The sequence below is a fragment of the Paraburkholderia strydomiana genome (assembly GCF_031456815.1).
In the GTDB taxonomy this organism is placed as follows: Bacteria; Pseudomonadota; Gammaproteobacteria; order Burkholderiales; family Burkholderiaceae; genus Paraburkholderia; species Paraburkholderia caledonica.
The window spans coordinates 384,726-411,498 of record NZ_JAVDVL010000005.1 but is presented as its reverse complement, the minus strand read 5'-3'; the positions used below and the strand labels follow the sequence as shown (position 1 = coordinate 411,498).

The window sequence follows — 26,773 nt, the reverse complement described above, 5'->3', positions numbered from 1 at the left end:
GCTGCTCGCGCCCGTTGCATTGGCCGCCCCGCTCAGGCGGTGCGCGACAGCGCGCGCCGGGCTTCGTGCGCGCCGGTTCGCACCGCGCGCCAGCGCGAGAGCTTCAGGCGTGCCTGTCTCGACACGAGCGCGAGCGCCGCATGCGTGAGACCCGGATAGACGCGTGTTCCGACGAGCGTCCACCACCACCACGCGGTTTCGCGGCGCAACGGCGGCAACTGGTCGCGCAGGATCAGATGGAAATTGAACGCGGCATTGCGCAACGCGGCCATGGTTTGCGCATCGCGACGGTCGTCGTCGAAACGTTCGGCGGGGAAATGATCGACCGCGACGCGCGGGTCGTACATCAGCTTCCAGCCGGCGTTCTTCACCGCGAGGCTGAACGCCATGTCGTTGTGAACCTGCGCGCCCGCGCCGCGCAGCCGTGCGTCGAAGCGGATGTTGCGCACCGCGTCGCGCCGGTAGCTCATGTTGGCGCCCTTCAGAATGTCGACTTCGCGCGCGCTGCCCACGCCGAGGTGATGGTTGCCGATGATCTTGCCGTGCGCCGTGACCTTGCCGACCAGTGGCCGCTCGCCGTCCAGCACGCGGCCTTTTTCGTGCACCCAGTCGCGCCCGCCGAGCGCGCCGAGCCGGGCGTCGCTTTCGAATGCGGCTGCAATGCGCTGCACCCAGTCGGGATGAGGCGCGGCGTCGTCGTCGGTGATCGCGATTACGTCGCCGTTGGCCGCGTCGAGTCCGCGATTGAGCGCCGCGACCTGGCCGGGTGCTTCGACGAGCGCGACCGAGAGCGGCAGCATGCCGGTCACCGCCGGATCGCGCAGACACATATGGGTCGCCTCGTCGTCGGCGCGCGCCACCACCACGACTTCATCGGGCGCGCGCGACTGCCGTTGCAGCGCCGCGAGGCAGCGCGCGAGGTCGGCCGGGCGGCGGTAAGTCGGAACCAGTACCGTCACTTTCATTGCGATGTCCTTGTTGCGATGTCCTGTGTGATTCATCGTCGGTGTACTCCTGCCCGATCAGGTGCTCAGATATTCCTGGACGGCCGCATAGCTGCGGTCGTAGCCGCCGCGAGCCCGCGCCGGCATGCCGTTGAAGATGCCGCCCTGCACGTGCACGCCCGCTGCCCGCAGACGCTTCAACGCGTCGGTAATCTCGCCCTCGCTGTGCATGCCCGAACGCATCACGAAGAAGGTCGAACCGGCATACGCGCCAATGATCGACGCGTCGGTCACCGCGAGCACCGGCGGCGTGTCGACCAGGATCACGTCGTAGCGTTTCGCGAGACCGTCGAGGTATTGCGGCAGACGCGGCGACATCAGCAGCTCGGACGGATTGGGCGGACGGCGCCCGCACGAAATGAAGCTCAGGTTCTCGATCTCCGACGCGCGGATCGCCTCCTCCAGCGAAATCTGGCCGCTCAGCAGTTCCGACAGCCCGTTGTCCTGCGTGCCGCCCAGGAAGCGTTCGAGGACGCCGCGGCGCATGTCGCCGTCGATCATCAGCACGCGCTTGCCCGAATGCGCGAGCAGCACCGCCAGGTTGACCGTGAGGAAGCTCTTGCCGACGCCGGCCATCGGGCCCGTGAGCATGACGATGCGGTTCTTCGCGTCCATCATCGTGAATTGCATCGACGTGCGCAGGCTGCGCAAGCTCTCGACCGTGACGTCCTTCGGCCGCGCGTTGGCGAGCACCGAGCGCAGGCGCTCGCCGCCGCGCTGGAAGCCGTTTTCGAGCAGCGTCTGCTCGGCGCTCATCGGCACGAGCCCGAACACCGGGAGATGGAATGCGCGCTCGATGTGCTCCGGGTCGTCGATGCCCTTGAACATATTGCGGCGCAGGAACACGAAGCCGGTGCCCGCGATCAGCCCGAGGATCGTCGCCGCCGACAGGATCAGCGCCTTCTTCGGCTTGACCGGCGCGCCGGGGCGCAGCGCGGCGTCGACGATATGCACGTTGCCGCCCGTGCCGGCCTTCTGGACCGACAGTTCCTGCACGCGATTGAGCAGCAGCACGTAGATGTCTTCCGCCACTTTCGCGTCGCGCTGCAACTGCACGGCTTTCACTTCCGTAGCCGGCAGATCGCGAAAGCGGTCAGCGTATTTCGCGCGCTGCGCCTGCAACTCGGCCATTTGCTCGCGCGCCGCCTTGAGCATCGGATGGTCGTCGCCGTAACGCTCGATGAGCTGCGCCATCTGCAGACGCAAGCCGGCGATCTGCTGCTCGTACTGCACGCTACCTTCGAGATACACCTTCGCTTCTTCGCTCGCATTGATCGAGCCGGACTGGCGCTGATACGCGGTCAACGCGGCTTCGGCGCGCTCCAGGTCCGACTTCAGGCGCGGCTCCTCGCTCTTCAGGAAGTCGAGCATCTTGCTCGCGTCGGCCTGCTTGTTGGAAACATGCTGGCGCACATATGACTGCGCGAGCGCATTGGCGACGAGCGCGGCATGCACGGGGTTCTTGTCCTCCAGCGAAATCTGGATCACGCCGGTTTGCTTGCCCTGCTCCTGCACGCTGATTGCGGACTGGAACGCGCTGATCGCGTCGAGATCGTTCGCGCGGACCACGGTGAATTCCTCGCCCGGACGCGCGATCAGCTTGTTCACCAGCATCGTCACGCCGCCGCCCTGCGCCTGCTGCCCGACTTGTCCGCGCAGCAAGAGCGCGCCGTTTTCCGCATGCAGTTCGTAACGGTCACCGCCCAGCGCCTTCATGGTGAGCTTCTGACCTTCGAGTGCGGGCAGCACGTCGATCGAATCGATGTCGGCCACCTCACCGCCCCACGCATACGACGACAGGCCGAGCCATGGCCGCGCCGGCTGGCCTGACGTCGCCATGCGGGCGGCAATGCTGCCGAGAAGCGGCAGCGTCTTCGGCGTGACGCTGAAGTTCAGCTTCATCTGCTCGACCACAGGACCGACGACGCCGCGGCTTTTGATGATCTCGATCTCGGCGTCTGTCGGCAGCGAGGTCGAGCCGCTCGTGATCGCGGCCCCGGTCTGCGTCTGCGTGAGCGCCTGCGACGTGTTGTCGGCCTGCTCGACGCGTACGTGCGCATCGGCCGAATAGATCGGCTTGGCGAGCACACAGTACGCACCGGCAATCGCGACGACCGCCGCGGCGATTGCGATCAGCCACCAGATGTCGTCGAGGATCACTTGCACCAGTTGCCCGAGAACGACGTCCTCTTCTTCGGTCCTGAGCGGTCCGGTCATGTGTGGAGAGATTTGATTGCTCACGATTCGATCCCGTATCGGTTGCTTCTGCGGTTGCTTTTGCGGTTGCTTGCGTGCATCTGCTTCGGCGTTGGCTTATCTGTTGTTTCGCGGGTGCTAGCCGCGTTTGCCCCAGTCCCGCGCTGCGGCCACCGGACGATGGCGCGGCGCGGGACCCCTGGCGACTCACGCGCCTAGCGTGTGAGCTGCTTCAGGTAGAACAGCGTCTGCACGCTCGGCAACACCTGCTGCAACACACGGTTGAACGTGGTCGATGCGGCGGTGCCCACATATACGACGTCCATCGGCTGCAACTGGAACTGCGCGGACAGCATGATCGCGTCGGGCTGCGTCATATCGAGGCGGTACACGTCCGGTGTGGTCGGATGCTCGCGCATGCCTCGCATAACGAAGATCTGGCGCGGATTGGCGTCCGTGTCGAGAATGCCGCCCGCTTGCGTGAGCGCGTCGGCAATCGTCAGACGGCCCTTGAGCATCGGCAACTGGATCGGCGTCTTCACCTCGCCCATCACGAAGATGCGGCTGTTGCTGCGGTCCGGCACGTTGATCACGTCGCCGTTTTGCAGCATCACGTTCTGCGTGGTGTCGCCCGCATCCAGCATGCGGTTCGCGTCGAGCACATAGAGCTTGTTGTTGCGCGTGAGGCGCACGCGCTGGATATCGGCGTCGGCAGTCGTGCCGCCCGAGCGCGTCAGCGCATCGACCAGCGTGAGCGGCACGTCGCTCACCGCGAGCGGGCCCGGCGTCTTCACCTCGCCCGTGACCTGCACTTTCTGGCCGCGGTACGACAGCACGCGCACGTCGACCTGTGGATTGCGGATATAGCGCACGAGTCCGGTCGCGAGCTGATCGCGCAGTTCGCCGACGGTTTTGCCCGCAGCCCGGATGCGGCCGACGAACGGGAAATAGATGGTGCCGTCGGCGGCGATGGTCTGGCCGTACGGATCGGCCTGGCCCGGCAGCGCGGCCGTGTACGGCTGCTGCAACGCGCCGGCGATGGTCTGCGTGCTGGTGCCGCCCGCCGACAGCGTGCTGCCCTGCGGCGTGGTCAGTTCAGGGTGATCCCACACGGTGATGCCGAGAATGTCCTGCGGCGAAAGCCGGTAGACGTATTGCGACGGATCGCTGAAGGTCGACGTAGGCAGCGGGCGCGGCGGCATGCTGGCTTCGGCCTGCGCTTGCGCAGCGACGACGGTAGCGTCGATCACATGGACCGGATAGGTTTCCGCGGGCTGGCTCTCGTGCTGGCCGTCGTCTTCCAGACGCGACGTGTCGAGATAATTGCCCGGTGCGGTGGCGCAGGCCGACAGAAAGGACGTCAGCAGCAGCGTGGCGGCGAACCTGGCTCTGAGGTTCGCTCTGAGGTTCGCTTTGAAGTTAGCGTTGCGGTTCGCGAATGCGCGTGTAGCGTGTGCAGCGTGTGTTTTCATCAGCATATTTTTTTCAGCCATCCCATGACCAGGTGTTCGATGAGCACGAGACTCTCCCTGTAAGCGGATTCCTCGCCGCCGTGCGGATCGGCGACATCGGGCATGTCTTCCCACTTGCCGAGCGGGAAGACCTTGCCGCGCGAAGCCGGATCGAGGGCTTCGACTTCGCTTGCCTGCGCGCGCTCGCTCACGAGCACGAGGTCGGCGGACCGCACGAGCTGCCGGTCAAGACGGCGCGAATAATGCGCGTCGGACGCAACGCCGCGCTCGGCAAGCAGCCGCCGCATGACCGGGTCCATGCCGTGACCGTTCATCGCCCGCACGCCCGCCGAATGAAACGCGATCGCCCCCGCCGACGCATGCGAGCGCGCGGCCTGCCGTGCCTTGAACAGCATTTCGGCGGCGGGCGAACGGCACACGTTGGCGTGACAGACGATCAGAACATTGGCGAACATGTCGGGGCTCCGTGAAGATGCGCGGCGATACAGCAGCGAGCGGCCTGCCAACCGGCCTAGTGGCCCGCCTCCACTGCCGCGAGCGCGTCCGCCGGCGTGAGCGGCAGGCCGTTTGCGCCGACTCTCGCAGGCGCATTGCGCAACGCATGCTGACGGCCAATTGCGTGATACTCGATGCCGAGTTCGAGTAGCGTGTCCGGTTCATACAGGTTGCGGCCGTCGAAAATGAGCGGCGTCTTCAGGATCGTTTTCAGCGCGTCGAAGTCCGGGCTCTTGAAGACCTTCCACTCGGTGAGGATCACGAGCGCATCGGCGCCGTCGGCAGCTTCCATCTCTTCGTTGGCGAAATGGAGGCGTGCGTGCTGCTGCGGCACGTTCTTCAGATCCAGCGCGAATACGCGCTTCGATTCGTCGATTGCGACCGGGTCATACGCTTTCACGCGCGCGCCGCGGCGCAGCAGTTCGGCGATCAGCGGACGGCTGGGCGCTTCGCGCATGTCGTCGGTATTGGGCTTGAACGCGAGACCCCACACGGCGAACGTGCGGTCCGACAGATCCTCGCCGAGGCGCGCGACGATCTTCTGCGCAAGCACCTTCTTCTGCGTATCGTTGACGGCTTCCACCGCTTCGAGAATGCGCAGGTTGGCGTTGTGGTCGGCGGCCGTGCGGATCAACGCCTGCACGTCTTTCGGAAAGCAGGAGCCGCCGTAGCCGCAGCCCGCATACAGGAAGTCGTAGCCGATGCGCGGGTCGGAGCCGATGCCGCGACGCACGGCCTCGATATCGGCGCCCACACGATCGGCCAGATTCGCGAGTTCGTTCATGTACGAGATCCGCGTGGCGAGCATCGCGTTCGCCGCGTATTTGGTGAATTCCGCCGAGCGCACGTCCATGTAGAGCGTGCGTTCGCGGTTGCGGTTGAACGGCGCATAGAGGCGCTTCATCAGTTCGCGCGCCTTCTCGCCGGGCACGTCCTCATCGCAACCCAGCACGATGCGGTCGGGCCGCGTGAAGTCTTCGACCGCCGCGCCTTCCTTCAGGAACTCGGGGTTCGATACGACCGAGAACATGTGACTCAGTCCACGCGTCTCGAGCTCTTGCGCGATCGCGTCGCGCACGCGCGACGCCGTGCCGACCGGCACCGTCGACTTGTCGACGATCACCTTGAAACCGGTCATATGGCGGCCGATATTGCGCGCGGCCGCGAGTACGTACTGCAGATCGGCGGAGCCGTCTTCGTCGGACGGCGTGCCGACCGCGATGAACTGGATGTCGCCGTGCGCGACCGCCGCTTCGACATCGGTCGAGAACGTGAGGCGGCCCGCCTTGCGATTGCGCGCGATGATCTCCTGCAGACCCGGTTCATGGATCGGCACGCCGCCGTTGTTGAGCACGTCGATCTTGCGCTGATCGACGTCGAGACAGAAGACGTCGTGGCCGATGTCGGCCAGACATGCGCCCGTTACGAGGCCTACGTAGCCACTACCGATGATCGTCAGGTTCATGTATTACCTCGCAGGAAATTGGAGTTGGTTCAATATGCGTTGTTGCCGACAAAGCCCTTCCACAGCGTCAGCACGACGATCTTGATGTCGAGCCAGAAGGTCCAGTGCTGCATGTAGTAGAGATCGAGCTTGACGCGGCCCATCATCTTTTCGATGCGGTCGGTTTCGCCGCGATAGCCGTTGATCTGTGCCCAGCCGGTGATGCCCGGCTTGATCCGGTAGCGGTGCATGTAACCCTTCACCAGATCCTTGTAGATGTCGTCGTGCTCGAGCGCGTGCGGACGCGGCCCGACCACCGACATCTCGCCGCGCAGCACGTTGATGAACTGCGGCAGTTCGTCGAGGCTCGTGCGGCGCAGGAACGCACCCACCGCGGTGATACGCGGATCGCGTCGCGTCGCCTGAGTGATCCTGCCGGCCTGTTCCTTGTGCACTTTCATCGAACGGAATTTGTAAATCTCGAACTCGTGTCCGTCGATGCCCTTACGCTTCTGGCGGAAGAACACGGGGCCCGGCGAACTGAGCTTGACCATCGCCGCGATCACGAGCATCACCGGAGCGAGCGCGGTCAAGGCGGCGAGCGCAAAGAGCCGGTCGAAGATGCGCTTGGGCAGCACGCGCAAATCGGTGATCGGCGACGCCGCCAGATTGATCGCCGGCACGCCGAGCAACTCGACCATCGGCTGATTGAAAAGAGTCAGGCTGCGCACATCGGGAATGAAGCGGATATTCACGAAGTCGTTGCGCAGATCCATCACGAAGCGATGGATCTCCTTCTCCTTCGAGATCGGCAGTGCGAGCCACAACTCGCGAATCGCGCGCTGCCGGACGAGTTCGATCATGCGCTGATAGTCCCGTTCCACGGGCACGCCTTCGATCGCGTCAGACGTATCCGGGTCTTCGTACGGGTTCACGGTGGCGTCTTCGTCGAACACGACGACGGGGCTAAAGCCCGCGTCCGGACGGCTGCGCATCTGCTGGATCAGGAAGCGCCCATACGGCGCGCCGCCCACGATCGCCACCGCGCGCTGGTTGAAACCTTCGCGGCGCAGTCCGCGCAGAATCGAATAGACGATTACCTTCGTGACGATCAGCAGCACGATGGTGGCGACCGCCCAATACACGAGCCACAGCCGCGACAGACTGTCCGCGCGATGCAGCGTGAAACTGATGAGCACGCCGGTGACTTCCACCATCGCCCAGCCGCCCGCGACGCGGCACAGCAGGTCGTATAGCGGCTTGCCGCGCCATGACTGATAGATGCCGAGCGCCGGAAAGAACACCACGACGAGCAGGACATCGAAAGCGAGCGACACGCTCTGCATATCGTCCAGCCACACCACTTTCCCGTTGTGCACGGCCGCCGCGATCGCGGCGCCGAGCGCAACCATCGCGATGTCGATGATTCTCGATAGAACGCTCAGCATGTGCTGCCCCTCAGTTCGTCAGTCAAGTGCCATCCCGTCGGTTAGTCGGCTGGTGGGTTCGAAAGGGTTCGAAATACGCGGCCTGGTCATTCCCGCAAGAGCACGCCCAACGCCGGTCATCGCGTTGGCGAAAAATTGCCGGACGCGAAACCAGTTGAAGCGGTGCTAATTGCAATTCCGTTTCCCGCATGGCTAAACCGGATACGCGGCCGCAGCGAAAAACGTGTCTCGGAATGAGTGAATGTCCTTCTGCAGGTATAGATAAAGCGTTATTAAAATTCGCTTCGCAAGGCTGCAAAAATCTCAAAATGTATCGGTCGAAATTCCTGCATTTTTGGTGCAATTTATTCGGCACTTTTTACCGGAAAAGATGCGTTATCACGGTGTTTTGAGGCGCCCGTGCGCCCGTTTTGGCGTTCTGCAGCCGAAGTTTTTTCTTCGTGCTCTGCCGGCTCGATAGATTGGTCCTGCTCATCCACCAGCGTTAAAAAAATACGTCGTCAGTTTTTTGCACTTAATTTTTATTTTTGGAACCGCGGCGGTGACATTCTTTGTTCACGAGACGTCGAATTTATAGCCTCGTTTATATAGTTTTCATTTAACGCGCTTTTATTGATTTCGTCCTTCGTGATAAAACTCGATGCATTCACCCAGCCCCCGAGGAGTCCATCATGACAGCTCCGGTTACGGCCACGTCCGCCGACACCCGGTCCACGCAAGCGACGTCCACGCACGTCAAACTGAAGGTCCATCCCGTGATTCTTGCGGGCGGCTCCGGCACGAGGTTGTGGCCGATGTCGCGCGAACAGCACCCGAAGCAGTTGATCGGCCTGCTCGGCGAAGATTCGCTGCTGCAATCCACCACGCGCCGTCTCGACGGCCTCGAGGCCGGTTATCCGCTGACCGGCCAACTCGTCGTGGTGGCCAACGAGGAACAGCGCTTCACGACCGCCGAGCAGTTGCGCACGAGCGGCAAACCGAGCAGGCTGATACTCGAACCCGTGGGCCGCGATACGGCACCTGCATTGACCGTCGCCGCGCTTTCAATCGCCGCGCAGGACGAGGACGGCATCATGGTCGTGATGCCCGCGGATCATGCGGTCACCGACCTCGACGGATTTCATGCAGCGGTCGCCGCAGGCGTGCAGCATGCGGCGGCGGGCAATATCGTCACGATGGGCATCGTGCCGACCCGCGCGGAAACGGGCTATGGTTATATCCGCATCGGCGCGCCTGTCGCTACACCTGGCAATCCTGATGAAACGCGGGCAGACAATGCCGCGCAAGATGCCGCATGGGATGCCGCCGACGCAAACGCTCTGATCGCCGCGCACAAGCTCGACCGCTTTGTCGAAAAGCCGCATCTCGAACTTGCGCAGCGCTACGTCGAATCGCGTGAATACTGGTGGAACAGCGGCATTTTCATCATGCGAGCGTCGACCTGGCTAAAGGCGATCCGCCACTTTCAGCCCGCCATTTTCGAAGCGTGCGACGCGGCTTATGCGGGCGGCAAATCAGATGGCGATTTCTTCCGGCTGCAGCGCGATGCGTTCAGCGCGTCGCCGTCCAACTCGATCGACTATGCAGTGATGGAGCAACTCGGCAACGATCAGACCGCAGCCGCGGGCGTGGTCATGCCTTTGCATGCCGGCTGGTCGGACGTGGGTTCGTGGGACGCGATCTGGGACATCTCCGAGAAAGACGCCGAGCAGAATGTCGGCCGCGGGCGCGTGATGTTCGAAGGCGCATCTTCCACGTTTGCCCATTCGGAAGGACGCCTGATTGCCTGCGTGGGCACGCAGGATCTGGTCGTAGTCGAAACGGCCGACGCAATTCTCGTCGCGGATAAATCGCGTGTGCAGGACGTCAAGAAGATCGTGGCGCGTATTCGCAGCGAGGGGGGCCTCGAAGCAGCCAATCATCGCAAGGTGCATCGCCCGTGGGGCAACTACGATTCCGTCGACTCCGGCGAGCGCTTCCAGGTCAAGCGCATCGTCGTGAAGCCGGGCGCTCGCCTCTCGCTGCAAATGCATCATCACCGCGCCGAACATTGGATTGTCGTGCGCGGCACCGCGCTCGTCACGCGAGGTGAAGAGCGCTTTATCGTCTCCGAAAACGAATCGGCGTATATCCCGCTAGGTGTCACGCACCGTCTTGAGAATCCCGGCAAGATGCCGCTCGAAATGATCGAGGTGCAATCCGGTTCGTATCTCGGCGAAGACGATATCGTGCGCTTCGACGACACATACGGACGCCAGTAAAGTACTGAATCACGTGCGCGAAGTCACTTGCAGGCACAGCCTTGAATCACAGCGAATGAAGCGGAAACCTGCGGCGGTTGCTCCGACAGCCGCGGGGTACTGCGTGCTCATCCCGCGTGGGAGATGAGTTCTGTGTATGACGGATAACGCTCTGCTGATTCGCGTTCGGTGACTACATGTGCTGCCGCGTCCGCAGCATTCACCGCATTCACCGCGTTTGCAATATTCGCCGGGACTGACGTAGTCACGGCGGACGGTTCGCTCGCATAACGCCGCAGCGGTCCGCGAAACGCATTCAGAGGACCATGCAACGGCGCGCCATGATGCGCGGCGACCGGCTCCGGCACATGACGCAGTCCGGGCAACGGACGCGCCGGCGCCCCGGCATACGGCGCGTGAGTGGCCGGTCCATTCGGCGCATAACCTGGCTTGTGCGTTTGCATTGGCGTTGCATGCTGTTGCGGCGCGCGGGCCTGGGGCGCGGCTTGCGCTGCGGCCAGCGTGCGGCACTCGCGATCGACCCACTGCGCCGCCCACTCGAACGCATACTGCTCGGCGGCCTGGGGGTCGGCGAAACGCGGACCGACGAGACCGGAACGCTCGACGCGCCTGCCGTCCATCATGATCTCCGCCCATGCGCGATACATATCGTTAGGCACACGCTCGGCGGCAACGTAGATCAGGTAGCCATGCCGCTCGGCAACTTGCCGGCCCCGCGGTGCGAGACTTGCCGGCAGCGGGCTGCGCTGCAACGCCGCTGCGGGCATTTTTCGCGCCGACGCGATTGCCGAATCCAAACCCTGCATGGCGGCGCCGACTGCACCGGCTTCGCCTATCGCGCCGAGGTCCACGCGCAGCGCAGGGCGCGGCGCATAGGCGACCGAAGGCGTCGGAAAGGCCGGTGCGCGCGCTATTGCCGGCGGTGCATAAGGCGTGTGCGGTGCGGACTGTTCGGTTGGTGCGACATTGTCGATACCCGCCAGCTGACGTGTGATGTCCGCAAACGGATCGGCGCAACGCCAGTCGCGTGCGTGAGACGGAAGCGCCGCGTGCAGAGCATTCGCGCCGTTGCCGCTCGTGCCGGGCGCCTGCCAGGACTCGGGGCTCTTCCACGTCACACCACGCGGAGCATCGTCGCGCGATCTCGAGGTTTCCGCGACCTGCGCGGCCGGTTTGCCCGCAGGCTTTGCGGCAACCAGCGGCGCAGGTTGAGGCACGTACGCGAACGTGCGTCCGGTCCTGGACAGGAGCCGAACCATCTCGAGGAGCGTGCCGTTCAACTGCCATTCTTCAAAGCGGCGCCGGCAAGTAGGACCCGACGGATACCGTCCCGGCAGCTTCGACCACGGCTCACCGGTGGTGAGGATCCACAACACTGCATTCGCCACGACACGTGGATCGGCACGAGGCCGCCCGCGTCGGTTCAGACGGACGGCCGGCTCATCTGAGACAAGCGCTGAAAGCAGCGCCCATTCGTCATTGCTTAGCTCATCGAAAAACATGGATTTTCTCCACGCAGCCTGGCCGGGCCGCGGCTTTGGGCTGACCACGGATTCAACTTTCACGATCCGTGTGTAGCCCTCGGTTGCACAAATATGTTTTGTACGTTCTGTCTGGTGATCAATACCGCCCTGTGTTAGTGCGGTTTGTCCCTATTGCGAAGCACAGAACGTGGTCTCACTCGTGCATGGGAGAATTGTGCACGAAGCATACCACCACCAGGGTTTGCGTGAATATCGTTGCGACAAGTGTTACGGATAGAAACAAACTTCTCTTGCGCATTCCGTCTTTTCACGTCAAGCCGTAACGGAAATGCTTGCTGCGATAGCACCGGTTTTTCTGTAGCGAGCCTGAGAATTCGAAAAAGCCGCGAATAAACTTATGCGATTTGGCAGTCACGACGGCACTCGAGATTTTTCGAAATTTTGACGTAGCCGGCTGCGTCAGTTGGTTGCGGGCGCATCGAGCTCAAGGTGCCGACGCTTGATGACATCGATGTGGCAAGAAAAGCTCTCGCGCCTCGTGGCAACAGCGCGGGCGAGGCACCTCGCCCGCGGGTTCGTCGGGCGTTCAATTAGCGGACTGGAGTGGCTGCGCCCTCGCCGACCACGGTCGTCCACTCGCGCACGCGCCAGCGTTTCACAAGGCCCGCCTGCACGTACGGATCCGCCTTGGCAAAGGCCTCGGCGGCTGCGGGCGACTCGCCGGTGAAAAGCAGCACGGCGGTGTCCACGGGGTCGTTCAATGCGCCGGCAAGCAGCAGTTCGCCGCGCTCCGCAGCAGCCCAAGCAAGTTTCAGATGCCGCTCGCGGTGCGCGCCGCGCTGTTCGAGATAGTCGGGCACAAGGTCATAGGTCAGCAGATAGTGCATGGCATGCTCCTCTGGTTTGTCTGACGCGACAGTATCGGCGCCCCATGCACACCGCCGCGGCAGATAGATTTCGGAATTTCGGTCCGGATTTCCTTACCAATTGCTATTCGTGTGCGGGCGCAGCAAAAAGAACAATTCAGCGCGAATTTTTTTATTCCGCCACTCGCAGCGGCAACATGGCGATTTACGGCCCGGCTGCATTCGTCAATTAATCTGCAATGCATAACATAATGGCCTGTCCGCAATTGGGCCTTTTGAATGCCGCGAATGCCGCAAGCGCCGCTACATCAGGGAAAACACGCGGGTGCGCCTGTCAACGCAAACGCGGTTTTGGCCGTTGATGCAGACAGCATTTGCCATAATGGACCTGCCGAGGGCCGGATGCGTAGACGCCCGCGTGCATGAAGACCAAAAACGTTTCTACACCGATGGGAGTGTCACATGAAATTCCAATCCACAATCGCTGCATTGGTACTCGGCGCCGTCCTCGCTTCGCCCGCGTTTGCAGAGAACAGCCAGCAAACCAAGATGGCGGACTGTAACAAGCAGGCCGCCGACAAGAAAGGCGACGAGCGCAAGGCGTTCATGAAAACCTGCCTTTCCGCGAAGCCGGCCGCCGCACCGATGAGCCAGCAGGACAAGATGAAGGCGTGCAACGTGCAAGCCACCGGCAAGAAAGGCGACGAACGCAAAGCGTTCATGAAGAGCTGCCTGTCTTCCGCGCCGGCCAACTGAGTCCGGACATCGCCGGAAAGCGCCGCGTACCTCGCGGCGCTTGATCGTCGCATTATGCTGTCTGCGTTTTTCCGTCACCCGCTTTCCCCGCCCTTCTCCGTGCCGCCGCCCGAACGCGCCGTTTTTCTTCTATGATGGCTGCGGAGACGGCCCACCCGACACAATATCCATACGGGCCGCCATCTTGTCGTTGATGCCGAAAAGCATCGATTGGAGGCAAGGATGGTATCGAAGCATAAAAACCGCTGGTTGAGGCGGTGGCTGGTCGTCATCGTGTTTTGGGCCGTGCCCGTGGCGATCGTTGCAGTCAGCGAAATTCGCGAGGAGATGGCCTATAACGCCGTCGACCTCGAGCGCGCGCTGACCACCTGGAATTTCACCGACGCACAGCGCGCCGCCGGCGCCCCCGCCCGCTGCCACGGCAAGCCCGACGAGGCGCAAGCCGCCGGTTGCCCGGCCGACGTGCTGGCCGCCAACGCGCCGCGCCAGCAGGACGCCCGCAACGAATACAGCGTGCGCCGCTCTACCTTGATGGCTTACCTCTGGCATGCATTCGTCGGTTACTGGATCGTGCCGGCGCTCACGCTGCTTGCCGTGGGTGTGCTGATCGGCGGGGTGCGGCGCGCACTCAGGCGGCCGCCCACGGTCAAGAGTCAGGCGAATCACGGCGGATAGCGTGCACCGAAGCCGCGAGTGTGCGGCGCCGGGACAACACTTTTCGTTCGATGGCGGCGCAAATTGCAGCGCATCCGAATCGGTAAAAATGGGCATCTGCTTAGGTTTCTGTGCGGCCGCCGGTCGTCAACCCACGAGCGAATCCGCGACGCCGTGACCCCGTTCGATCACGCTTTCTGCGCGGGGCGAGCCTCGTCGCGCGAGCCGGTCAGATTTACAGCGTGGCTCTTGCGATCTCCCGCAAAGCCCCGTCACATAAGGCTTTTCGCCTACGCGTGCGAGGGCGCCTTTTGGCGTGCCGTGTGATATAACTCAGAAGACAGCCGCGTAACTTCCGCGGCTGCGCCAAGGAACCATACGGAGAAAAACGATGCAAAGACGACACTTCATGTTGAAGACTACCGCTGCGCTCGCTTTCGGAGGCCTTGCACTTGCCGGTTGTACCACCAACACCGGCGGCCACGACACACCGTCCACCGACGCGTCCAAACGTCAGTCGATCGACGCCAGCGTCGACGGCACCTTGTCGCGCCTGTACACGACCGTGAAGGGTTCACACGAACTCGTCTCGAAGGCGCGCGGCGTGCTCGTGTTCCCGTCGGTGCTGCAGGCTGGCTTTATCGTCGGCGGGCAGTACGGCGAAGGCTCGCTGCGCGTGGGCGGCAGCACGGTGGGCTACTACAGCACGGTTTCCGGCTCGTTCGGCTTGCAGGCCGGCGCACAGTCGAAGGCCATCATCTTCCTGTTCATGACGCAGGACGCGCTCGACAAATTCCGCAATGCCGACGGCTGGTCGGTGGGCGGCGACGCTTCGGTCGCGCTCGTGAAGATGGGCGCGAACGGCGTGATCGACACCACCACCGCCACGGCGCCGGTGCAAGTATTCGTACTGACCAATGCCGGGTTGATGGGCGATCTGTCGCTGCAGGGCACGAAGGTTTCGCGCCTGAAGATCTAAGGAATATGACGGCGGACCAGCGGCCTCGCATCACGTCGCATCGCGATAACCGCCCCGGACGTATGCGGGTTGCACGTGCTGTCCGCCTGATTCCCGCAACGGTGTCCGGGATGGACGCGGGGATTGCGCAGTGTGAGCCGCGCGATGTGTCGCAGTGCGCGGAAACTTGACGACAGGCCGGCTCCGCCCGCGGAGGCCGGCCTGTCCAACTTTTATGCGTTCAACTTAAGGTTCTGGAAACGGTGCGCGGAGCAGTCGGCATGAGCTTTTGCAACGAGCAAGTGCACATGGCAATCCGGTAGTCAGACCTCCAGAACCGTCCGCATGAACCGCTCGCGGAAATCAACGCCCCGAGCTATCCACTACCTTGAAGCGCGAGCGCTTTTGCGCGCGAATCACCGACTGATACGCGTCCACATATTGCTGCGCCATCCGGTGGGACGTGAAGCGCTCCTCGAAGCGTTGACGCACGCCGGCACGCGGCATCTTGTGCAGCCGGTTGACCGCCGCCACCGCGCCGATCTCGTCTTCGACGATAAAGCCGGTCAACCCGTCTTCGAGCACCTCCGGCACCGAACCGCGATTGAACGCGACAACCGGCGTGCCGCAAGCCATGGCCTCGATCATGACGAGGCCGAACGGCTCCGGCCAATCGATCGGAAACAGCAGTGCATGTGCGCCTGACAAGAATTCGGCCTTCTGATGATCCGCGATCTCACCGATGAACTCGACGTGCGGCAAGTCCAGTAGCGGCCGGATATCGCGCTCGAAATATTCGCGATCCGCGGTGTCGACCTTTGCCGCGATGCGGATCTGCATGCCACAGCGCCCCGCGATGCGAATCGCCGTGTCGACGCGCTTTTCGGGCGAGATACGGCCGAGGAACGCGAGGTACCTCTGCTCGACCGGCTGCGGCGTATATAGCTTCTCCGGCAAGCCGTGATACACCGTGGTCAGCCAGCGCGCTTGCGGCAGCGGATGGCGCTGCGCATTGGAAATCGAAATGACCGGTGCAGTGTTGAACGTATCGAACACCGGCTGTTGTTCGGGCAGATCGAGCCGGCCGTGCATGGTCGTCACAAACGGCGTCTCCTGCCGCTTGAACACCGAGAACGAGTAATAGTCGAGGTGAAAATGCAGGACATCGAACTCTTCGGCCTGGCGGCGCACGAGTTCCATGAGCAACATGTGCGGCGCCACGCGATCGCGGATGCCGGGATCGAGGCGCAACGCGCGCGGCCACACGGCCTCCAGCTTCGCGCTCGTCACCGAGTCGCCACTTGCGAACAGCGTCACGTCATGGCCGAGCTCCACGAGCGCCTCGGTGATGTACGACACGACGCGCTCCGTGCCGCCGTACAGCTTCGGCGGCACCGATTCGGTCAAGGGGGCGATCTGCGCAATCTTCATAGTTGTCTCCGTGAACTGACGGCTTGTGACGGCTTGCAGCGCTGGCTTGTGCACAGCCTGGCACGGCCTGGCGCTGCCCGGCCCGGCCAGGTTTATCCGGCGTCGATAGGCGCCGGCGTGGCAGGCAGGTCTTCCGTCTTTCGATTAATGGCGCTGAGGCCGGCGCGCGCGCCACAGGCATCGCAGCATTATTCCCTGGCAAGCGCTAAAAAGCGCCCGGTATTGCATTTTTTGGGCGCTGTTACATTCAGCTTACATCGCAAGGACCATCGAAATATTGGAGCCGCACGCGCGTGTCGAGCGTCAGCGCGACGGCCATTTCCACGCCGGTATGTCGCGCTCTTCGGCGTCGGCAAGACGCGTTGCACCGAAATGCTTCTCCAGCACGATCGACTCGCTCGCGTCTTCGCGTTCGAGTGACGCGATGAGCCGCGCCGCGTGCGACACGACAAGCACCTGTGAGTGCGCGGCGACCCGCGCGATCAGCCGCGCAAGCGCCGGCAACAGGTCCGGATGCAAACTCGTTTCGGGCTCGTTCAATACCAGTAGCGCGGGCGGACGCGGCGTCAACAGGGCGGCGACGAGCAATAGATAACGCAGGGTCCCGTCAGACAGTTCCGCGCCCTTTAGCGGACGCAGCAAGCCATGCTGCTGCATCAGCACTTCGAAGCGGCCGTCCTGTGTGGCGACGTCGAGCCGTGAGCCGGGAAATGCATCGTCGATGGCGGCGTCGAGTGCAGCGGGGTCGCCGATCTCGCGAATAGTCTGCAAAGCCGCGGCGAGATCCGCGCCGTCGTCGGAGAGCACCGGCGTGTGCGTGCCGATTTGCGGCATGCGCGCGGGCGCGTCGACATCCGTGCGGAAATGGTCATAGAAGCGCCACGAGCGGATCTGTTCGCGCACCGCGATCATCTCCGGCGCGCATCGCGGGTCGGCGAACTCCGTCATCATGCTGTCAAAGCTCGCGACGGGTTGCGGGACCGTTTGCCAGTCGCCGTTTTCATCACGCGTGCGCAGCGCCGCTCCTTGTCGATCCACCAGCAACGCCGAGGGCCGCAGCACCGGCCCGCTCCAGATGCACTCGCGCTTGATGACGGGATCGAGCACGAACCTGCTGATACCCGGCTGCGGCAAGCCGAGGTCGATCGCATAGCTGAACGTGTCGCCCGCGAAGCCGAGACGCAGACTGACCGGTGCGTTGCGGGTCGTGCCCTGAACCTCGAATTCGCCGCTCAGCATGCCCCGGGAAAAACGCTCCGGGCCGGCCCATAAGGTGGACGGCAAACCGCCTTCGCGCGCGAGCGACGTGATCACGCCGCCGCGCGCCGTTTCGGCAAGCAGACGCAGCGAACGATAGACGCTCGACTTACCGCTGCCGTTGGCACCCGTGATGACGTTGAGCGCCCAAGCGGCACGATCAACTCGCGCAGCGACCGGTAACCGGCGATGGCGAGCGCGCTCAGCACGCGGCCATCCGTGGATAAGACGCCCGGCGGGCCGCAGGCTCGCCGCGCCCTGGCGTGCCGCGCCCGCATGCGCACACGACATGCCGTTTCGGACCGCTCACTACTTATGCCCGCCGCCCATGGCGGGCTTCTGCAGCGGCACGCTGCGCAGGTCGCGCAGGAAACTGTCGCGCCACACGCCAAGATCGTTCTTGCGCAGCGCCGCCATGTTGATCTCGTGACGCCGCTGACGCGCGTCGAGCGGCATTTGCAGCGCGCGCTGCAACGCCTCGCACATGCCTATTGCATCGTGCGGATTCACGAGCAGCGCGCCTGTCAGCTCGGCCGCGGCGCCCGCGAAGATGGACAGCACGAGTACGCCCGGATCGTCGGGATTCTGCGCGGCGACATATTCCTTCGCGACGAGATTCATGCCGTCGTGCAACGGCGTGACGAAGCCGATCTGCGACTCGCGGAACAGCGACATGAGTTTCCAGCGGTCGTATTGCTGGTTCAGATAGCGGATCGGCGTGTAGTCGAGACCAGAATAGCGCCCGTTGATGCGCCCTGCTTCGTACTCCAGATCCTGACGGATCTTCTGGTACGTAGCGACGTCCGAACGCGTGGGCGGCGCAATCTGCACGAGCGTGACGTTGCCGCGCCATTCGGGCGAACGTTCCAGCAGATGCTCGAATGCGCGAAAGCGCTCGACGAGCCCCTTGGAATAATCGAGCCGGTCGACGCTCATGATCAGCTTGCGGCCTTCGAGACTCTGCTTCAGATCGAGCACGTGTTGACGGCTCTCGTAGCGCTTTGCCTGCTCGGCAATCTCGTCTGGAAACACGCCGATGCGGTAGACGCCCGTACGCAGTTTGCGGCCGAACGCTTCGACGAGACCGTCGCTCGACACCGAGCCGCGCGCGTGGCGAGTGACGTAATCGTGGAACGCTTCCTGATCGGTCGCCGTCTGGAAGCCCAGCAAGTCGTAGCACGACAGCGATTTCACCAGTTCCTCGTGCGGCGGAATGTTGAGCAGAATCTGCGGCGCGGGAAACGGAATGTGCAGGAAGAAGCCGATGCGGTTCGTGATGCCTTCGCTGCGCAGCGCTTCGGCGAACGGGATCAGGTGATAGTCGTGAATCCAGATCACGTCGTCTGGCTCGAGCAGCTTGATCAGCTTGTGCGCGAGCCACGCGTTAACGCGCCGGTAACCGGCATACTCCTCGCGCTCGTAGCGCGCGAGATCGTTGCGGTAGTGGAACACCGGCCACAGCGTCGCATTCGAGAAGCCGCGGTAGTACTGGTCGTAGTCCTTGCGCGTAAGACCCACCGTTGCGAAGGTGACCGCGCCGTCCTGTTCGAGCGTCGGCCCGGCGTTGGCGACGGTCTCGCTGACCACGTCGCCGCTCCAGCCGAACCACACGCCTCCGGCGTCCTTGAGCGCGCCGAACACGCCGACGGCGAGGCCGCCCGCCGATCCTTTGGTTTCCGTCGGCGTTGCGACGCGATTCGACACGACGATCAGTCGGCCCATGTTGCTAGTCCTCCTTGTTGCGCGCGGCATCTGCCAGGGTGCAGCCGGCGCTCGTCACGCAGCGAGCGCCTCGACAAACTTTCGCATGGTGCACGCCATGCCGCGCCGAGTTTATGTGTAAGTGGACGGTTCGACCCTTCAGCGATCGATCGGTTGCATCGCCGTGGGCGCCGGTCCGCGTGGAGAAGCCTCACGCGGACATCGGTGGCCGCTAGGCCATTTCCTTGACCTTGTGCGACGGCGCTGCCGCGCCGGTCGCCTGAGCGGGTCGGCTCGCCACCGGGTCCGCCTCAGTATGCGCCGCCGTGCTGCCGGCAGGCGTGCGAGCGCCGCGCGGCACCCAGTCGAGCGGCTCGCCCTTGCCGTTTTCGAGTTCCGCCGACACCTCCGCACGCGCGCGCGGCAGATACTGCGGATAGTGCTTCTGGATGAAGTCGAGGAGCCCTTCGCGCACGCGGCAGCGCAAGTCCCAGTTGAGGCCTGAATCGAGCGAACTGACGAGCGCGCGCAATTGCATCGAGCGCTCGGTGCCCTCGGTGACTTGCAGAACCTGGACGCGCCCGTCCCACTCAGGCGCCGCCGCGACAATGCGCGCAAGCTCCTCGCGCAGCGGCGCGAGCGGCATCCGGTAATCGACGTAGAGAAACACCGTGCCGATGATTTGCGAACTGCTGCGCGTCCAGTTCGAAAACGGATTTTCGATGAACCATTGCAGCGGCACGATGAGCCGCCGCTGGTCCCACAGGCGCACCGACACGTATGTTCCGGTGATTTCCTCGATGCGCCCCCATTCGCCCTGAATGACGACGACGTCGTCGAGCCGGATGGGTTGTGACAGCGCAATCTGCAAGCCGGCGATCAGATTACCGAGCACCGGCCGCGCGGCAATACCGGCAACCAGACCTGCCACGCCCGCCGATGCAAGAAGGCTCGCGCCGATCTGCCGGACATTCGGGAACGTCATCAAGGCGCCGCCCACGCCGACGATCACGATCACGAGCATCACGGAGCGGGCCAGCACTCTCGCCTGCGTATGGATGCGCCGCGCCTGCAGATTGTCGGCGGTATCGAGCGGATGCGCCTGAATGATTGCCTCGCCGATGGCCGCCGCCGAACGCACCGACAGCCAGGTCAACGCGCCGATCAGCGCGATCGCGGCGGCGTCGCGCAACGGCGATATGAACGTGAGCGTGTCGGGCGCCTCCCACCAAACGGCTTCCAGCGCGAGAATGGTGAGCGCGAACAGCGAAGGCTTGTCGATATAGCGAAGCACGACACTGGTGAGCGGATAAGGCCGCGCGATTCGGGTCACGATACGTGCGCCCACGCGGTGCATGCCGATGCCGATCAGCACGACGACCACCGAGATCATGAACGCGCCCAGCCACGTATGCAGCGGCGCTTCGGCGATACGGTCAAGGTGGTTGAGTTCGTCTAGAAAAGGCATGAAGGACAACCTCCTTTTCGATTGGATGGGACAGGCCGGCGGCCATGAAACGCGGCGACGGCGCAATGTGACACGCGCCGCGGGACGAACCCGCCGAACGCGCTCGTGAAAAGCACTGAAAAACACCGTAAAGCGCCTTCGAGGCGGACGCGCTAATCGAAAATGCGCTCCGCTTGTCGAGCCGGACGCGCATGTGGAGCGTGGCGTCCGACTCGTGAGAGAACGTGTGCGCCGTGCGTCACACGTCCTTTCAATCACACTAACTTCCGCTTTTGCAAGGAAATGCCTTGCCGAGTCCCAGCGAGATTGCCGTGCTCGCGTTGTAGCCCGCGACAATCGGATTTTCCGCGATGTACTTGCGTACGGCGTCGGTCAGCTGCGCCGAGCGCGCGTCCTGAGGCAAGCAGAAGTATTGCCCGACGCGCGGTCCCGTAGTGCCGCCAATCGCGTCGATGGTGTTGAAGATGCCGTCAGCGGCGCCTTCGATGTATGCGGCGCACGCACTGCGCGACGCGACGTCGGTCTTCGTGCACAGTTTGTTGAGGTCGCCCCCCGTAAACGCGGCTGCCGATAACGGTACGGCAAACGCGCTGGCGAAAATCAAAGCCCGCAGCATGGTGTTCCTTTCCAGGGTCGTTTATCAGGCGGTCTGTTGCCGCATCCGGACGGCGCGCGAACGCGCCGCAACAAAGTCGTCATTCTGCACTGTTTTGCGATGCGGCAGCAGGCCGGCAGCCGCGATCTCCAGGCAATGGGCGGTGCGCACCGGCGCATGCCGGCGCGCCGCGCGCTCTATTTTTGCTGCATCTGCTGCAAACGCGCGGTCAGACCTTCGACCACGTCCGGCTCCTTATAGGTCTTCGCGAAATCCAGTGCGGTGAGTCCCATCTGGTTCTTGACCGTCAGGTCCGCGCCGTTGTCGAGCAGCAGTTTCACCGTCGACACATGGCCGCCGCGCGCCGCCATCATGAGCGGCGTGGTGCCGTTCGGGGACCCTGCGTCCACGTAGGCGGAATGGTCGAGCAGCAGCTTCACGATGTCGTCGTGGCCGTTTGCCGCCGCGTAGTGCAGCGGCGCCCAGCCCTTCTTGTTCACTTCGGCATCCTTCGCGATCAACTGTTTGACGAAGTCGATGTCGCCGTTCAGCGCGGCCATCATCATGGCGTTTTCACCGGCCTTGTCTTCGATCTCGACGTTGGTTTTCGGATTTGCGAGCAGCGCGGCGCCGACTTTGTCGGACTTCTCGCGCGCGGCCAGCACCAGGAGCGGCATGCCCTGGTTATCGACGCTGTTCGGGTCCATGCCCTTGGCGAGCAGTTTCTTGACGCCGTCGACGTCGTCGAATTTGACTGATTTGATCAGCGAATCGATCGGCGCAGCCTGGGCCGGTGCCGTGATCAGCGAACTCAGCGCGGCGCACGCCACCGTGGCCGCCAGCGCGGCGCGCGCGAAGCTGCGGCGCGCCGACATGCATGCGGCGCGGGCCGTTTGGGCGGCTTGGCGCGCGTCGGAGAAACGGGAACTAGTGATCATATTTTACTTTAGGGTTGTGCCCTATCCTCTTGATATTTATTCACTTTCACAGTGCACCGATCGGCGCGGAAAGCTTGAATAGGCGGAAGAAATTCTGCGTGGTTGCGGCCGCGAGCGCCTCGTCCGTCATGCCGCGCTGCTGCGCGATGAAACGTCCGACATAGCTGACGTACGCAGGTTCATTAGGCTTGCCGCGATACGGCACCGGCGCGAGGTAAGGCGAATCCGTTTCGATCAGCAGGCGCTCCAGAGGCGCGCGGCGCGCGACGTCCTGCACATCCGTCGCGCTCTTGAACGTGACGATGCCCGACAGCGAGATGTAGAAGTTCTGCGCCAGCGCCTGTTCGGCCACGGCCCACGGCTCCGTGAAGCAATGCATCACGCCGCCCGGCTCGCTCGCGCGCTCCTCGGCCATGATGCGTAACGTGTCTTCCCACGAAGAGCGCGTATGGATGATGAGCGGCTTGCCCGTCGCATGCGCGGCGCGGATATGCGTGCGAAAACGCTCGCGCTGCCATTCCATATCGGCGATCGAGCGGCCTTCCAGGCGGTAGTAGTCGAGCCCCGTCTCGCCAATTGCGATCACTTTCGGATGCCCGGCCAGCTCCACGAGTTCCGCGACGCTCGGCTCGCGCATGTCCTCGTGATCCGGATGCACGCCCACCGACGCGTACACGTTCTCATGCCGGCTCGCGATATCCAGCACGGACGGCAGCGTTTCCAGGTCCACCGACACGCACAGTGCGTGCGTGACCGAGTGGCTTCGCATATTCTCGAGCACCTGCGGCAGGCGGTCGGCGAGTCCTTCGAAATTGATGTGACAGTGCGAATCGACAAACATGATCATGTCCTGCAAATGAATGGCCCGAGGAATGGCCCTAAGCGTGGCCCAAAGCGTGGCCCGACTCGGTCAGGCTGCCGCGCCTTGCGCGTCGAGGCGCTTGCCGAGGATCACCAGATCGCGCTCCACGCCGTCCAGCACGGCCACGCGCGGCAGCGAGCCCCATGTGTCGAAACCGAAGCCGCGGAACAGGCGCAGGCTCGCCTCATTGTGACCGAAGATGAATCCCAGCACGGTGTCGATGCCGAGCGCCGGCGCCGCCGCCAGCGAGGCCGCCAGCAACTGCTTGCCGAGGCCCTTGCCGCGCGCGCGCTCGTCGAGGTAGATGCTGACTTCGGCGGTGCGCTGATAGGCCGGACGGCCATAAAAATCCGAAAAGCTCAGCCAGGCGATCACACGGTGCGGCTGTTCGGCGTCTTCTACAACCCATAGCGGGCGTTTCTGCGGCCCATGCGCGTGAAACCATGCAACACGGCTTTCTACGCTGACCGGTTCGAGATCGGCGGTCACCTGACGCGAGGCCACCGTCGAGTTGTAAATGGCGACGATGGCAGGCAGATCGTCGAGCGTGGCATCGCGGTAAGACAGGTTCATGGTGCTTTCAGATTGAATTGAAGAACCGGCTAACGGGTAAAGCGCTATCGGGTGGAAACGACGCTCGCCGCGCGTGCGGAACGCCGCCTCGCGTCATGCAAAAAGCTCGCGGTAACCGAGAAACAGTTCCTCGAACACGAGCCGCGCGTTCAGCGGATGATTTTCGACGGCGCGCTGGCGCGTTACGGCGCGCATGAAGCGGGCGAACGCGCTCGCGTCGGCTTGCGACGCACAGCGCGTCAGCGCCGCCGACGCCTGCGGAAAATAGCGCGGCGCACCCGCGGTGCGCTGCGCGAGCAGATCGTACATCCAGCGCTGCAGCCAGCCGAGCACGAGCGGCACAGGCAGCTTTTGCAGCGCGTCGCCGCATGCAAAGGCGTCGCACTCCGGGCCGGCGGCCAGTTGCTTGAGCGTCCAGTCGCGCAACGTGCGGTTTTCGTCGCTAGCGAGCGCGAGTGCGGTCAGCGGCGCGCCGCCCGCTTCGGCGAGCAGCGCCGGCGCCTCCGCCACGCCTTGCGCGGCGAGCCACTGGGTCGCGGCCTGGGGCGCGGGCAGACTCATCGGCCATTGGCGGCAACGGCTGATGATGGTGGGCAAAAGCCGGTCGATCCGCGCGGACACCATCAGGAACACGACGCCCGCAGGCGGCTCTTCGAGCGTTTTCAGCAGCGCATTGGCCGCCGCGATGTTGAGCGCCTCCGCCGGAGCCAGCACGACCACGCGGGCGCCGCCGCGGTGCGAACCTACGCCGACGAAGTCGAGCAAGCCGCGAATCTGCTCGATCTTGATTTCCTTGCTCGGTGCGCGCGTTTTCTTGCCTTCGTCGCCATCGGCTTTTTCGGCTTTCTCGTCCGCGCCGTTGCCGATGCCGGCTTCGGCGGCCAGCGCCTCGGGCACGACGATACGGTAATCGGGATGGTTGCCTTGCGTGAACCAGTTGCACGCGACGCATGCGCCGCACGGTTCGCCGTTGTCCCGCTGGTCCTCGCACAGCAGACCTTGCGCGAGATGCTGCGCGAAGCGCAGCTTGCCGATGCCCGCCTGCCCGTGCAGCAGCAAGGCGTGCGGCCAGTGGTCGCGCAATTGCTGCAGGCGATTCCAGTCATCGGCTTGCCACGGATAAATCATCTTTTCTCTTTCTGATCAGTCAGTTGAACGCGAATTATGATGTATTGCATGAGTTCTTCGTCGGTAAATAACACTCGCTTATATTGTTTTATGATCAAAGACTTGCAAGAAGTTCATCAAGTTGTTTCTGGATTCGCGCAATGCTCTGCGAAGAGTCAATGATAGCGAATCGATAAGGCGCTTCTTCCGCGCGCCGCAGATATTCGGCTCGGGTGCGGTCGAAGAATGCGGTCGATTCGCTCTCGAAACGATCCGGATCGCGCGCCGCGCTGCGCCTCTCGTTCGCGATTTCGGGCGCGAGGTCGAACAGCACCGTGAGATCGGGTTGGAAGCCGCCTTGAACCCAGCGCTCCAGCGTTTCGAGCTTGTCGCGCGGCAACCCGCGGCCGCCGCCCTGATAGGCAAAGGTGGCGTCGGTGAAGCGGTCGGAGAGCACCCAGTCGCCACGCGCGAGCGCCGGTTCGATCACTTCGGCCAGATGCTGGCGGCGCAGCGCAAACATCAGCAGCGCCTCGGTTTCGAGATCCATCTTCTGATGCAGCACGATCTCGCGGATCTGCTCGCCAAGCGGCGTGCCACCCGGCTCGCGGGTCATGACGACCGCGCGGCCGCTGGCCGCCACCTTCTGTTCCAGCCGCTCGCGGAACCAGGCCAGATGCGTCGTCTTGCCGGCGCCATCTATGCCCTCGAATGTAATGAATTTGCCGCGCGCCATTATTGCCCTCGAATGTATTTGTCCACGGCCTTGTTGTGATCGCCGAGGGTGTCGGAAAAGATGCTGCTGCCGTCGCCGCGCGAGACGAAGTACAACGCGCTGGTTTGCGCCGGGTTCATCGCCGCCTGCAGCGAGGCCACGCCCGGCAGCGAGATAGGTGTCGGCGGCAGACCCATCCGCGTATAGGTATTGTAGGGAGTGTCAGTCTGCAGGTCCTTCTTGCGGATGTGGCCGTTATAGCTCTCGCCCATACCGTAAATCACGGTCGGATCGGTTTGCAGCGGCATGCCCACGCGCAGACGGTTCGCGAAGACGGCGGCGACCATTGCCCGGTCGGATTTCTTGCCGGTTTCCTTCTCGATGATGGACGCCATGATCAGCGCATCATACGGTGTCTTGTACGGCAGATCCGGCGAGCGCGCGACCCACGCTTCGTCGAGGCGCGTTCGCATCAGCCGGTAGGCGCGGCGGTACACGTCGAGATCGCTCGTGTTCTTGTCGAACAGGTAGGTGTCCGGGAAAAACAGCCCTTCGCCGTTGCCGATCGAGGCTTCCGGCGCGCCGATCGCGCTCATCAGTTGCGCGTCGTTTATTCCGGCGCTGTCGTGCTTGAGCGCCGGATTGGCGTCCAGTTCCTGGCGCATGCGCTTGAACGTCCACCCTTCGATGACGGTCGCGACGTATTCGTTGACGTCGCCGCGAGCGATCTTTTGCAGCACTTCGTATGGCGTGATGCCGGTCTTGAACTCATAGTTGCCCGACTTGAGTTCGCTCTGAAGACCGAGCAGCCGCGTCATGACGATGAACAGTTCCGGCTCGACGGGCACGCCGCCGCGGTTCAGCTGCAGCGTGACGCTGCGCAGACTGCTGTGCGGTTTGACGGTGACGTCGAGTTGCGCGGGGTTCAGCTCGAGCGGGCTATTGGCCCAGTGGTATCCGCCAGCAATCGCGGCTGCGGCCAGCACGACGATAATCGAGCCGGCGACGAAACATTTCTTGAAGAGGGACATGAAAACGTGACTGGGTTGGACTGCATATAATACTTGTTTGCCTTAGCTAAAGTCAGA

The 26,773-nt window shown here is 63.4% G+C and carries 22 protein-coding genes and 1 pseudogene; 4 read left to right on the top strand and 19 right to left on the bottom strand.

The genetic code is table 11. From position 1 onward, the window contains the following. Positions 1 to 32: 32 nt before the first annotated feature. The 6 genes from J2W46_RS16950 to J2W46_RS16925 all read right to left on the bottom strand — a co-directional run bounded on the left by J2W46_RS16950 (position 33) and on the right by J2W46_RS16925 (position 8,059). Positions 33 to 965, bottom strand: coding sequence for a glycosyltransferase family 2 protein (locus tag J2W46_RS16950; protein WP_310355250.1), 933 nt, complete (start codon positions 963 to 965; stop codon positions 33 to 35). Positions 966 to 1,022: 57 nt separating this feature from the next. Next, positions 1,023 to 3,221, bottom strand: coding sequence for a polysaccharide biosynthesis tyrosine autokinase (locus J2W46_RS16945; RefSeq protein WP_310355248.1), 2,199 nt, complete (start codon positions 3,219 to 3,221; stop codon positions 1,023 to 1,025). A 194-nt stretch (positions 3,222 to 3,415) separates the two neighbouring features. Next, complete coding sequence (locus tag J2W46_RS16940) at positions 3,416 to 4,678, bottom strand: polysaccharide biosynthesis/export family protein (protein WP_310355247.1); 1,263 nt, start codon at positions 4,676 to 4,678, stop codon at positions 3,416 to 3,418. Beyond that, positions 4,672 to 5,127: an arsenate reductase/protein-tyrosine-phosphatase family protein gene (locus tag J2W46_RS16935; RefSeq protein WP_087754706.1), complete on the bottom strand. Its 456-nt coding sequence runs from the start codon at positions 5,125 to 5,127 to the stop codon at positions 4,672 to 4,674. The genes J2W46_RS16940 and J2W46_RS16935 overlap by 7 nt, the downstream gene beginning before the upstream one ends. Before the next feature lie 56 nt (positions 5,128 to 5,183). Further along, complete coding sequence (locus J2W46_RS16930; protein WP_310355134.1) at positions 5,184 to 6,632, bottom strand: UDP-glucose dehydrogenase family protein; 1,449 nt, start codon at positions 6,630 to 6,632, stop codon at positions 5,184 to 5,186. Between the two features lie 29 nt (positions 6,633 to 6,661). Then, the gene (locus J2W46_RS16925; protein WP_310355132.1) at positions 6,662 to 8,059 is read right to left on the bottom strand and encodes an undecaprenyl-phosphate glucose phosphotransferase; all 1,398 of its coding nucleotides are present in this window, start codon (positions 8,057 to 8,059) and stop codon (positions 6,662 to 6,664) included. A gap of 671 nt (positions 8,060 to 8,730) precedes the next feature. Here J2W46_RS16925 and J2W46_RS16920 point away from each other — a divergent pair. Then, on the top strand, positions 8,731 to 10,320 hold the full coding sequence (locus tag J2W46_RS16920; RefSeq protein WP_310355130.1) for a mannose-1-phosphate guanylyltransferase/mannose-6-phosphate isomerase: 1,590 nt from the start codon (positions 8,731 to 8,733) through the stop codon (positions 10,318 to 10,320). Positions 10,321 to 10,427: 107 nt separating this feature from the next. Here the strand turns inward: J2W46_RS16920 and J2W46_RS16915 are convergent, their stop codons facing one another. Further along, positions 10,428 to 11,822 (bottom strand): transposase, encoded by a 1,395-nt coding sequence (locus J2W46_RS16915; protein WP_310355128.1) that lies wholly within the window; start codon positions 11,820 to 11,822, stop codon positions 10,428 to 10,430. A gap of 572 nt (positions 11,823 to 12,394) precedes the next feature. Next, entirely contained in the window at positions 12,395 to 12,691 is a 297-nt protein-coding gene (locus J2W46_RS16910) for a YciI-like protein (RefSeq protein ID WP_020065949.1), read from the bottom strand. Between the two features lie 441 nt (positions 12,692 to 13,132). Between J2W46_RS16910 and J2W46_RS16905 the strand changes: the two genes are divergently transcribed. The 3 genes from J2W46_RS16905 to J2W46_RS16895 all read left to right on the top strand — a co-directional run bounded on the left by J2W46_RS16905 (position 13,133) and on the right by J2W46_RS16895 (position 15,059). Then, complete coding sequence (locus J2W46_RS16905; protein ID WP_020065947.1) at positions 13,133 to 13,426, top strand: PsiF family protein; 294 nt, start codon at positions 13,133 to 13,135, stop codon at positions 13,424 to 13,426. Between the two features lie 222 nt (positions 13,427 to 13,648). After that, a complete protein-coding gene (locus J2W46_RS16900) occupies positions 13,649 to 14,101 on the top strand; it encodes a membrane protein (RefSeq protein WP_020065946.1) in 453 nt (150 codons plus the stop codon). Positions 14,102 to 14,471: 370 nt separating this feature from the next. Beyond that, positions 14,472 to 15,059 (top strand): BPSL1445 family SYLF domain-containing lipoprotein, encoded by a 588-nt coding sequence (locus J2W46_RS16895; protein WP_027804292.1) that lies wholly within the window; start codon positions 14,472 to 14,474, stop codon positions 15,057 to 15,059. 342 nt (positions 15,060 to 15,401) lie between these two features. Here J2W46_RS16895 and J2W46_RS16890 read toward each other — a convergent pair whose 3' ends face one another. The 11 genes and pseudogenes from J2W46_RS16890 to mltG form a co-directional block, all read right to left on the bottom strand. Continuing rightward, a complete protein-coding gene (locus J2W46_RS16890) occupies positions 15,402 to 16,469 on the bottom strand; it encodes a glycosyltransferase family 4 protein (protein ID WP_310355126.1) in 1,068 nt (355 codons plus the stop codon). A gap of 303 nt (positions 16,470 to 16,772) precedes the next feature. After that, a pseudogene (locus tag J2W46_RS16885) lies at positions 16,773 to 17,935 on the bottom strand (AAA family ATPase). A gap of 100 nt (positions 17,936 to 18,035) precedes the next feature. Further along, positions 18,036 to 19,448 carry an alpha,alpha-trehalose-phosphate synthase (UDP-forming) gene (gene otsA, locus J2W46_RS16880; RefSeq protein WP_020065942.1) on the bottom strand — a complete coding sequence of 471 codons (1,413 nt, stop codon included), beginning with the start codon at positions 19,446 to 19,448 and terminating at the stop codon, positions 18,036 to 18,038. A 211-nt stretch (positions 19,449 to 19,659) separates the two neighbouring features. After that, positions 19,660 to 20,895 (bottom strand): mechanosensitive ion channel family protein, encoded by a 1,236-nt coding sequence (locus J2W46_RS16875; RefSeq protein WP_087754714.1) that lies wholly within the window; start codon positions 20,893 to 20,895, stop codon positions 19,660 to 19,662. Positions 20,896 to 21,154: 259 nt separating this feature from the next. Next, positions 21,155 to 21,511, bottom strand: coding sequence for a Rap1a/Tai family immunity protein (locus J2W46_RS16870; RefSeq protein WP_006048979.1), 357 nt, complete (start codon positions 21,509 to 21,511; stop codon positions 21,155 to 21,157). 176 nt (positions 21,512 to 21,687) lie between these two features. Continuing rightward, positions 21,688 to 22,365: an ankyrin repeat domain-containing protein gene (locus tag J2W46_RS16865; RefSeq protein ID WP_310355245.1), complete on the bottom strand. Its 678-nt coding sequence runs from the start codon at positions 22,363 to 22,365 to the stop codon at positions 21,688 to 21,690. A 109-nt stretch (positions 22,366 to 22,474) separates the two neighbouring features. Then, on the bottom strand, positions 22,475 to 23,269 hold the full coding sequence (locus J2W46_RS16860) for a TatD family hydrolase (protein ID WP_310355123.1): 795 nt from the start codon (positions 23,267 to 23,269) through the stop codon (positions 22,475 to 22,477). 69 nt (positions 23,270 to 23,338) lie between these two features. Continuing rightward, positions 23,339 to 23,863 (bottom strand): GNAT family N-acetyltransferase, encoded by a 525-nt coding sequence (locus J2W46_RS16855; RefSeq protein WP_204520761.1) that lies wholly within the window; start codon positions 23,861 to 23,863, stop codon positions 23,339 to 23,341. Between the two features lie 93 nt (positions 23,864 to 23,956). Next, complete coding sequence (locus J2W46_RS16850) at positions 23,957 to 24,991, bottom strand: DNA polymerase III subunit delta' (protein WP_310355121.1); 1,035 nt, start codon at positions 24,989 to 24,991, stop codon at positions 23,957 to 23,959. 94 nt (positions 24,992 to 25,085) lie between these two features. Further along, on the bottom strand, positions 25,086 to 25,706 hold the full coding sequence (tmk, locus tag J2W46_RS16845) for a dTMP kinase (protein WP_088174516.1): 621 nt from the start codon (positions 25,704 to 25,706) through the stop codon (positions 25,086 to 25,088). Beyond that, the gene (gene mltG / locus J2W46_RS16840; RefSeq protein ID WP_310355120.1) at positions 25,706 to 26,716 is read right to left on the bottom strand and encodes an endolytic transglycosylase MltG; all 1,011 of its coding nucleotides are present in this window, start codon (positions 26,714 to 26,716) and stop codon (positions 25,706 to 25,708) included. The genes tmk and mltG overlap by 1 nt, the downstream gene beginning before the upstream one ends. Positions 26,717 to 26,773: the final 57 nt, after the last annotated feature.

What these genes read in the sequence shown, in the direction of transcription:
- J2W46_RS16950 (WP_310355250.1), bottom strand. Translation starts at nt 965, where the DNA reads ATGAAAGTGACGGTACTGGTTCCGACTTACCGCCGCCCGGCCGACCTC.
- J2W46_RS16945 (WP_310355248.1), bottom strand. Translation starts at nt 3,221, where the DNA reads ATGACCGGACCGCTCAGGACCGAAGAAGAGGACGTCGTTCTCGGGCAA.
- J2W46_RS16940 (WP_310355247.1), bottom strand. Translation starts at nt 4,678, where the DNA reads ATGCTGATGAAAACACACGCTGCACACGCTACACGCGCATTCGCGAAC.
- J2W46_RS16935 (WP_087754706.1), bottom strand. Translation starts at nt 5,127, where the DNA reads ATGTTCGCCAATGTTCTGATCGTCTGTCACGCCAACGTGTGCCGTTCG.
- J2W46_RS16930 (WP_310355134.1), bottom strand. Translation starts at nt 6,632, where the DNA reads ATGAACCTGACGATCATCGGTAGTGGCTACGTAGGCCTCGTAACGGGC.
- J2W46_RS16925 (WP_310355132.1), bottom strand. Translation starts at nt 8,059, where the DNA reads ATGCTGAGCGTTCTATCGAGAATCATCGACATCGCGATGGTTGCGCTC.
- J2W46_RS16920 (WP_310355130.1), top strand. Translation starts at nt 8,731, where the DNA reads ATGACAGCTCCGGTTACGGCCACGTCCGCCGACACCCGGTCCACGCAA.
- J2W46_RS16915 (WP_310355128.1), bottom strand. Translation starts at nt 11,822, where the DNA reads ATGTTTTTCGATGAGCTAAGCAATGACGAATGGGCGCTGCTTTCAGCG.
- J2W46_RS16910 (WP_020065949.1), bottom strand. Translation starts at nt 12,691, where the DNA reads ATGCACTATCTGCTGACCTATGACCTTGTGCCCGACTATCTCGAACAG.
- J2W46_RS16905 (WP_020065947.1), top strand. Translation starts at nt 13,133, where the DNA reads ATGAAATTCCAATCCACAATCGCTGCATTGGTACTCGGCGCCGTCCTC.
- J2W46_RS16900 (WP_020065946.1), top strand. Translation starts at nt 13,649, where the DNA reads ATGGTATCGAAGCATAAAAACCGCTGGTTGAGGCGGTGGCTGGTCGTC.
- J2W46_RS16895 (WP_027804292.1), top strand. Translation starts at nt 14,472, where the DNA reads ATGCAAAGACGACACTTCATGTTGAAGACTACCGCTGCGCTCGCTTTC.
- J2W46_RS16890 (WP_310355126.1), bottom strand. Translation starts at nt 16,469, where the DNA reads ATGAAGATTGCGCAGATCGCCCCCTTGACCGAATCGGTGCCGCCGAAG.
- otsA (WP_020065942.1), bottom strand. Translation starts at nt 19,448, where the DNA reads ATGGGCCGACTGATCGTCGTGTCGAATCGCGTCGCAACGCCGACGGAA.
- J2W46_RS16875 (WP_087754714.1), bottom strand. Translation starts at nt 20,895, where the DNA reads ATGCCTTTTCTAGACGAACTCAACCACCTTGACCGTATCGCCGAAGCG.
- J2W46_RS16870 (WP_006048979.1), bottom strand. Translation starts at nt 21,511, where the DNA reads ATGCTGCGGGCTTTGATTTTCGCCAGCGCGTTTGCCGTACCGTTATCG.
- J2W46_RS16865 (WP_310355245.1), bottom strand. Translation starts at nt 22,365, where the DNA reads ATGTCGGCGCGCCGCAGCTTCGCGCGCGCCGCGCTGGCGGCCACGGTG.
- J2W46_RS16860 (WP_310355123.1), bottom strand. Translation starts at nt 23,269, where the DNA reads ATGTTTGTCGATTCGCACTGTCACATCAATTTCGAAGGACTCGCCGAC.
- J2W46_RS16855 (WP_204520761.1), bottom strand. Translation starts at nt 23,863, where the DNA reads ATGAACCTGTCTTACCGCGATGCCACGCTCGACGATCTGCCTGCCATC.
- J2W46_RS16850 (WP_310355121.1), bottom strand. Translation starts at nt 24,991, where the DNA reads ATGATTTATCCGTGGCAAGCCGATGACTGGAATCGCCTGCAGCAATTG.
- tmk (WP_088174516.1), bottom strand. Translation starts at nt 25,706, where the DNA reads ATGGCGCGCGGCAAATTCATTACATTCGAGGGCATAGATGGCGCCGGC.
- mltG (WP_310355120.1), bottom strand. Translation starts at nt 26,716, where the DNA reads ATGTCCCTCTTCAAGAAATGTTTCGTCGCCGGCTCGATTATCGTCGTG.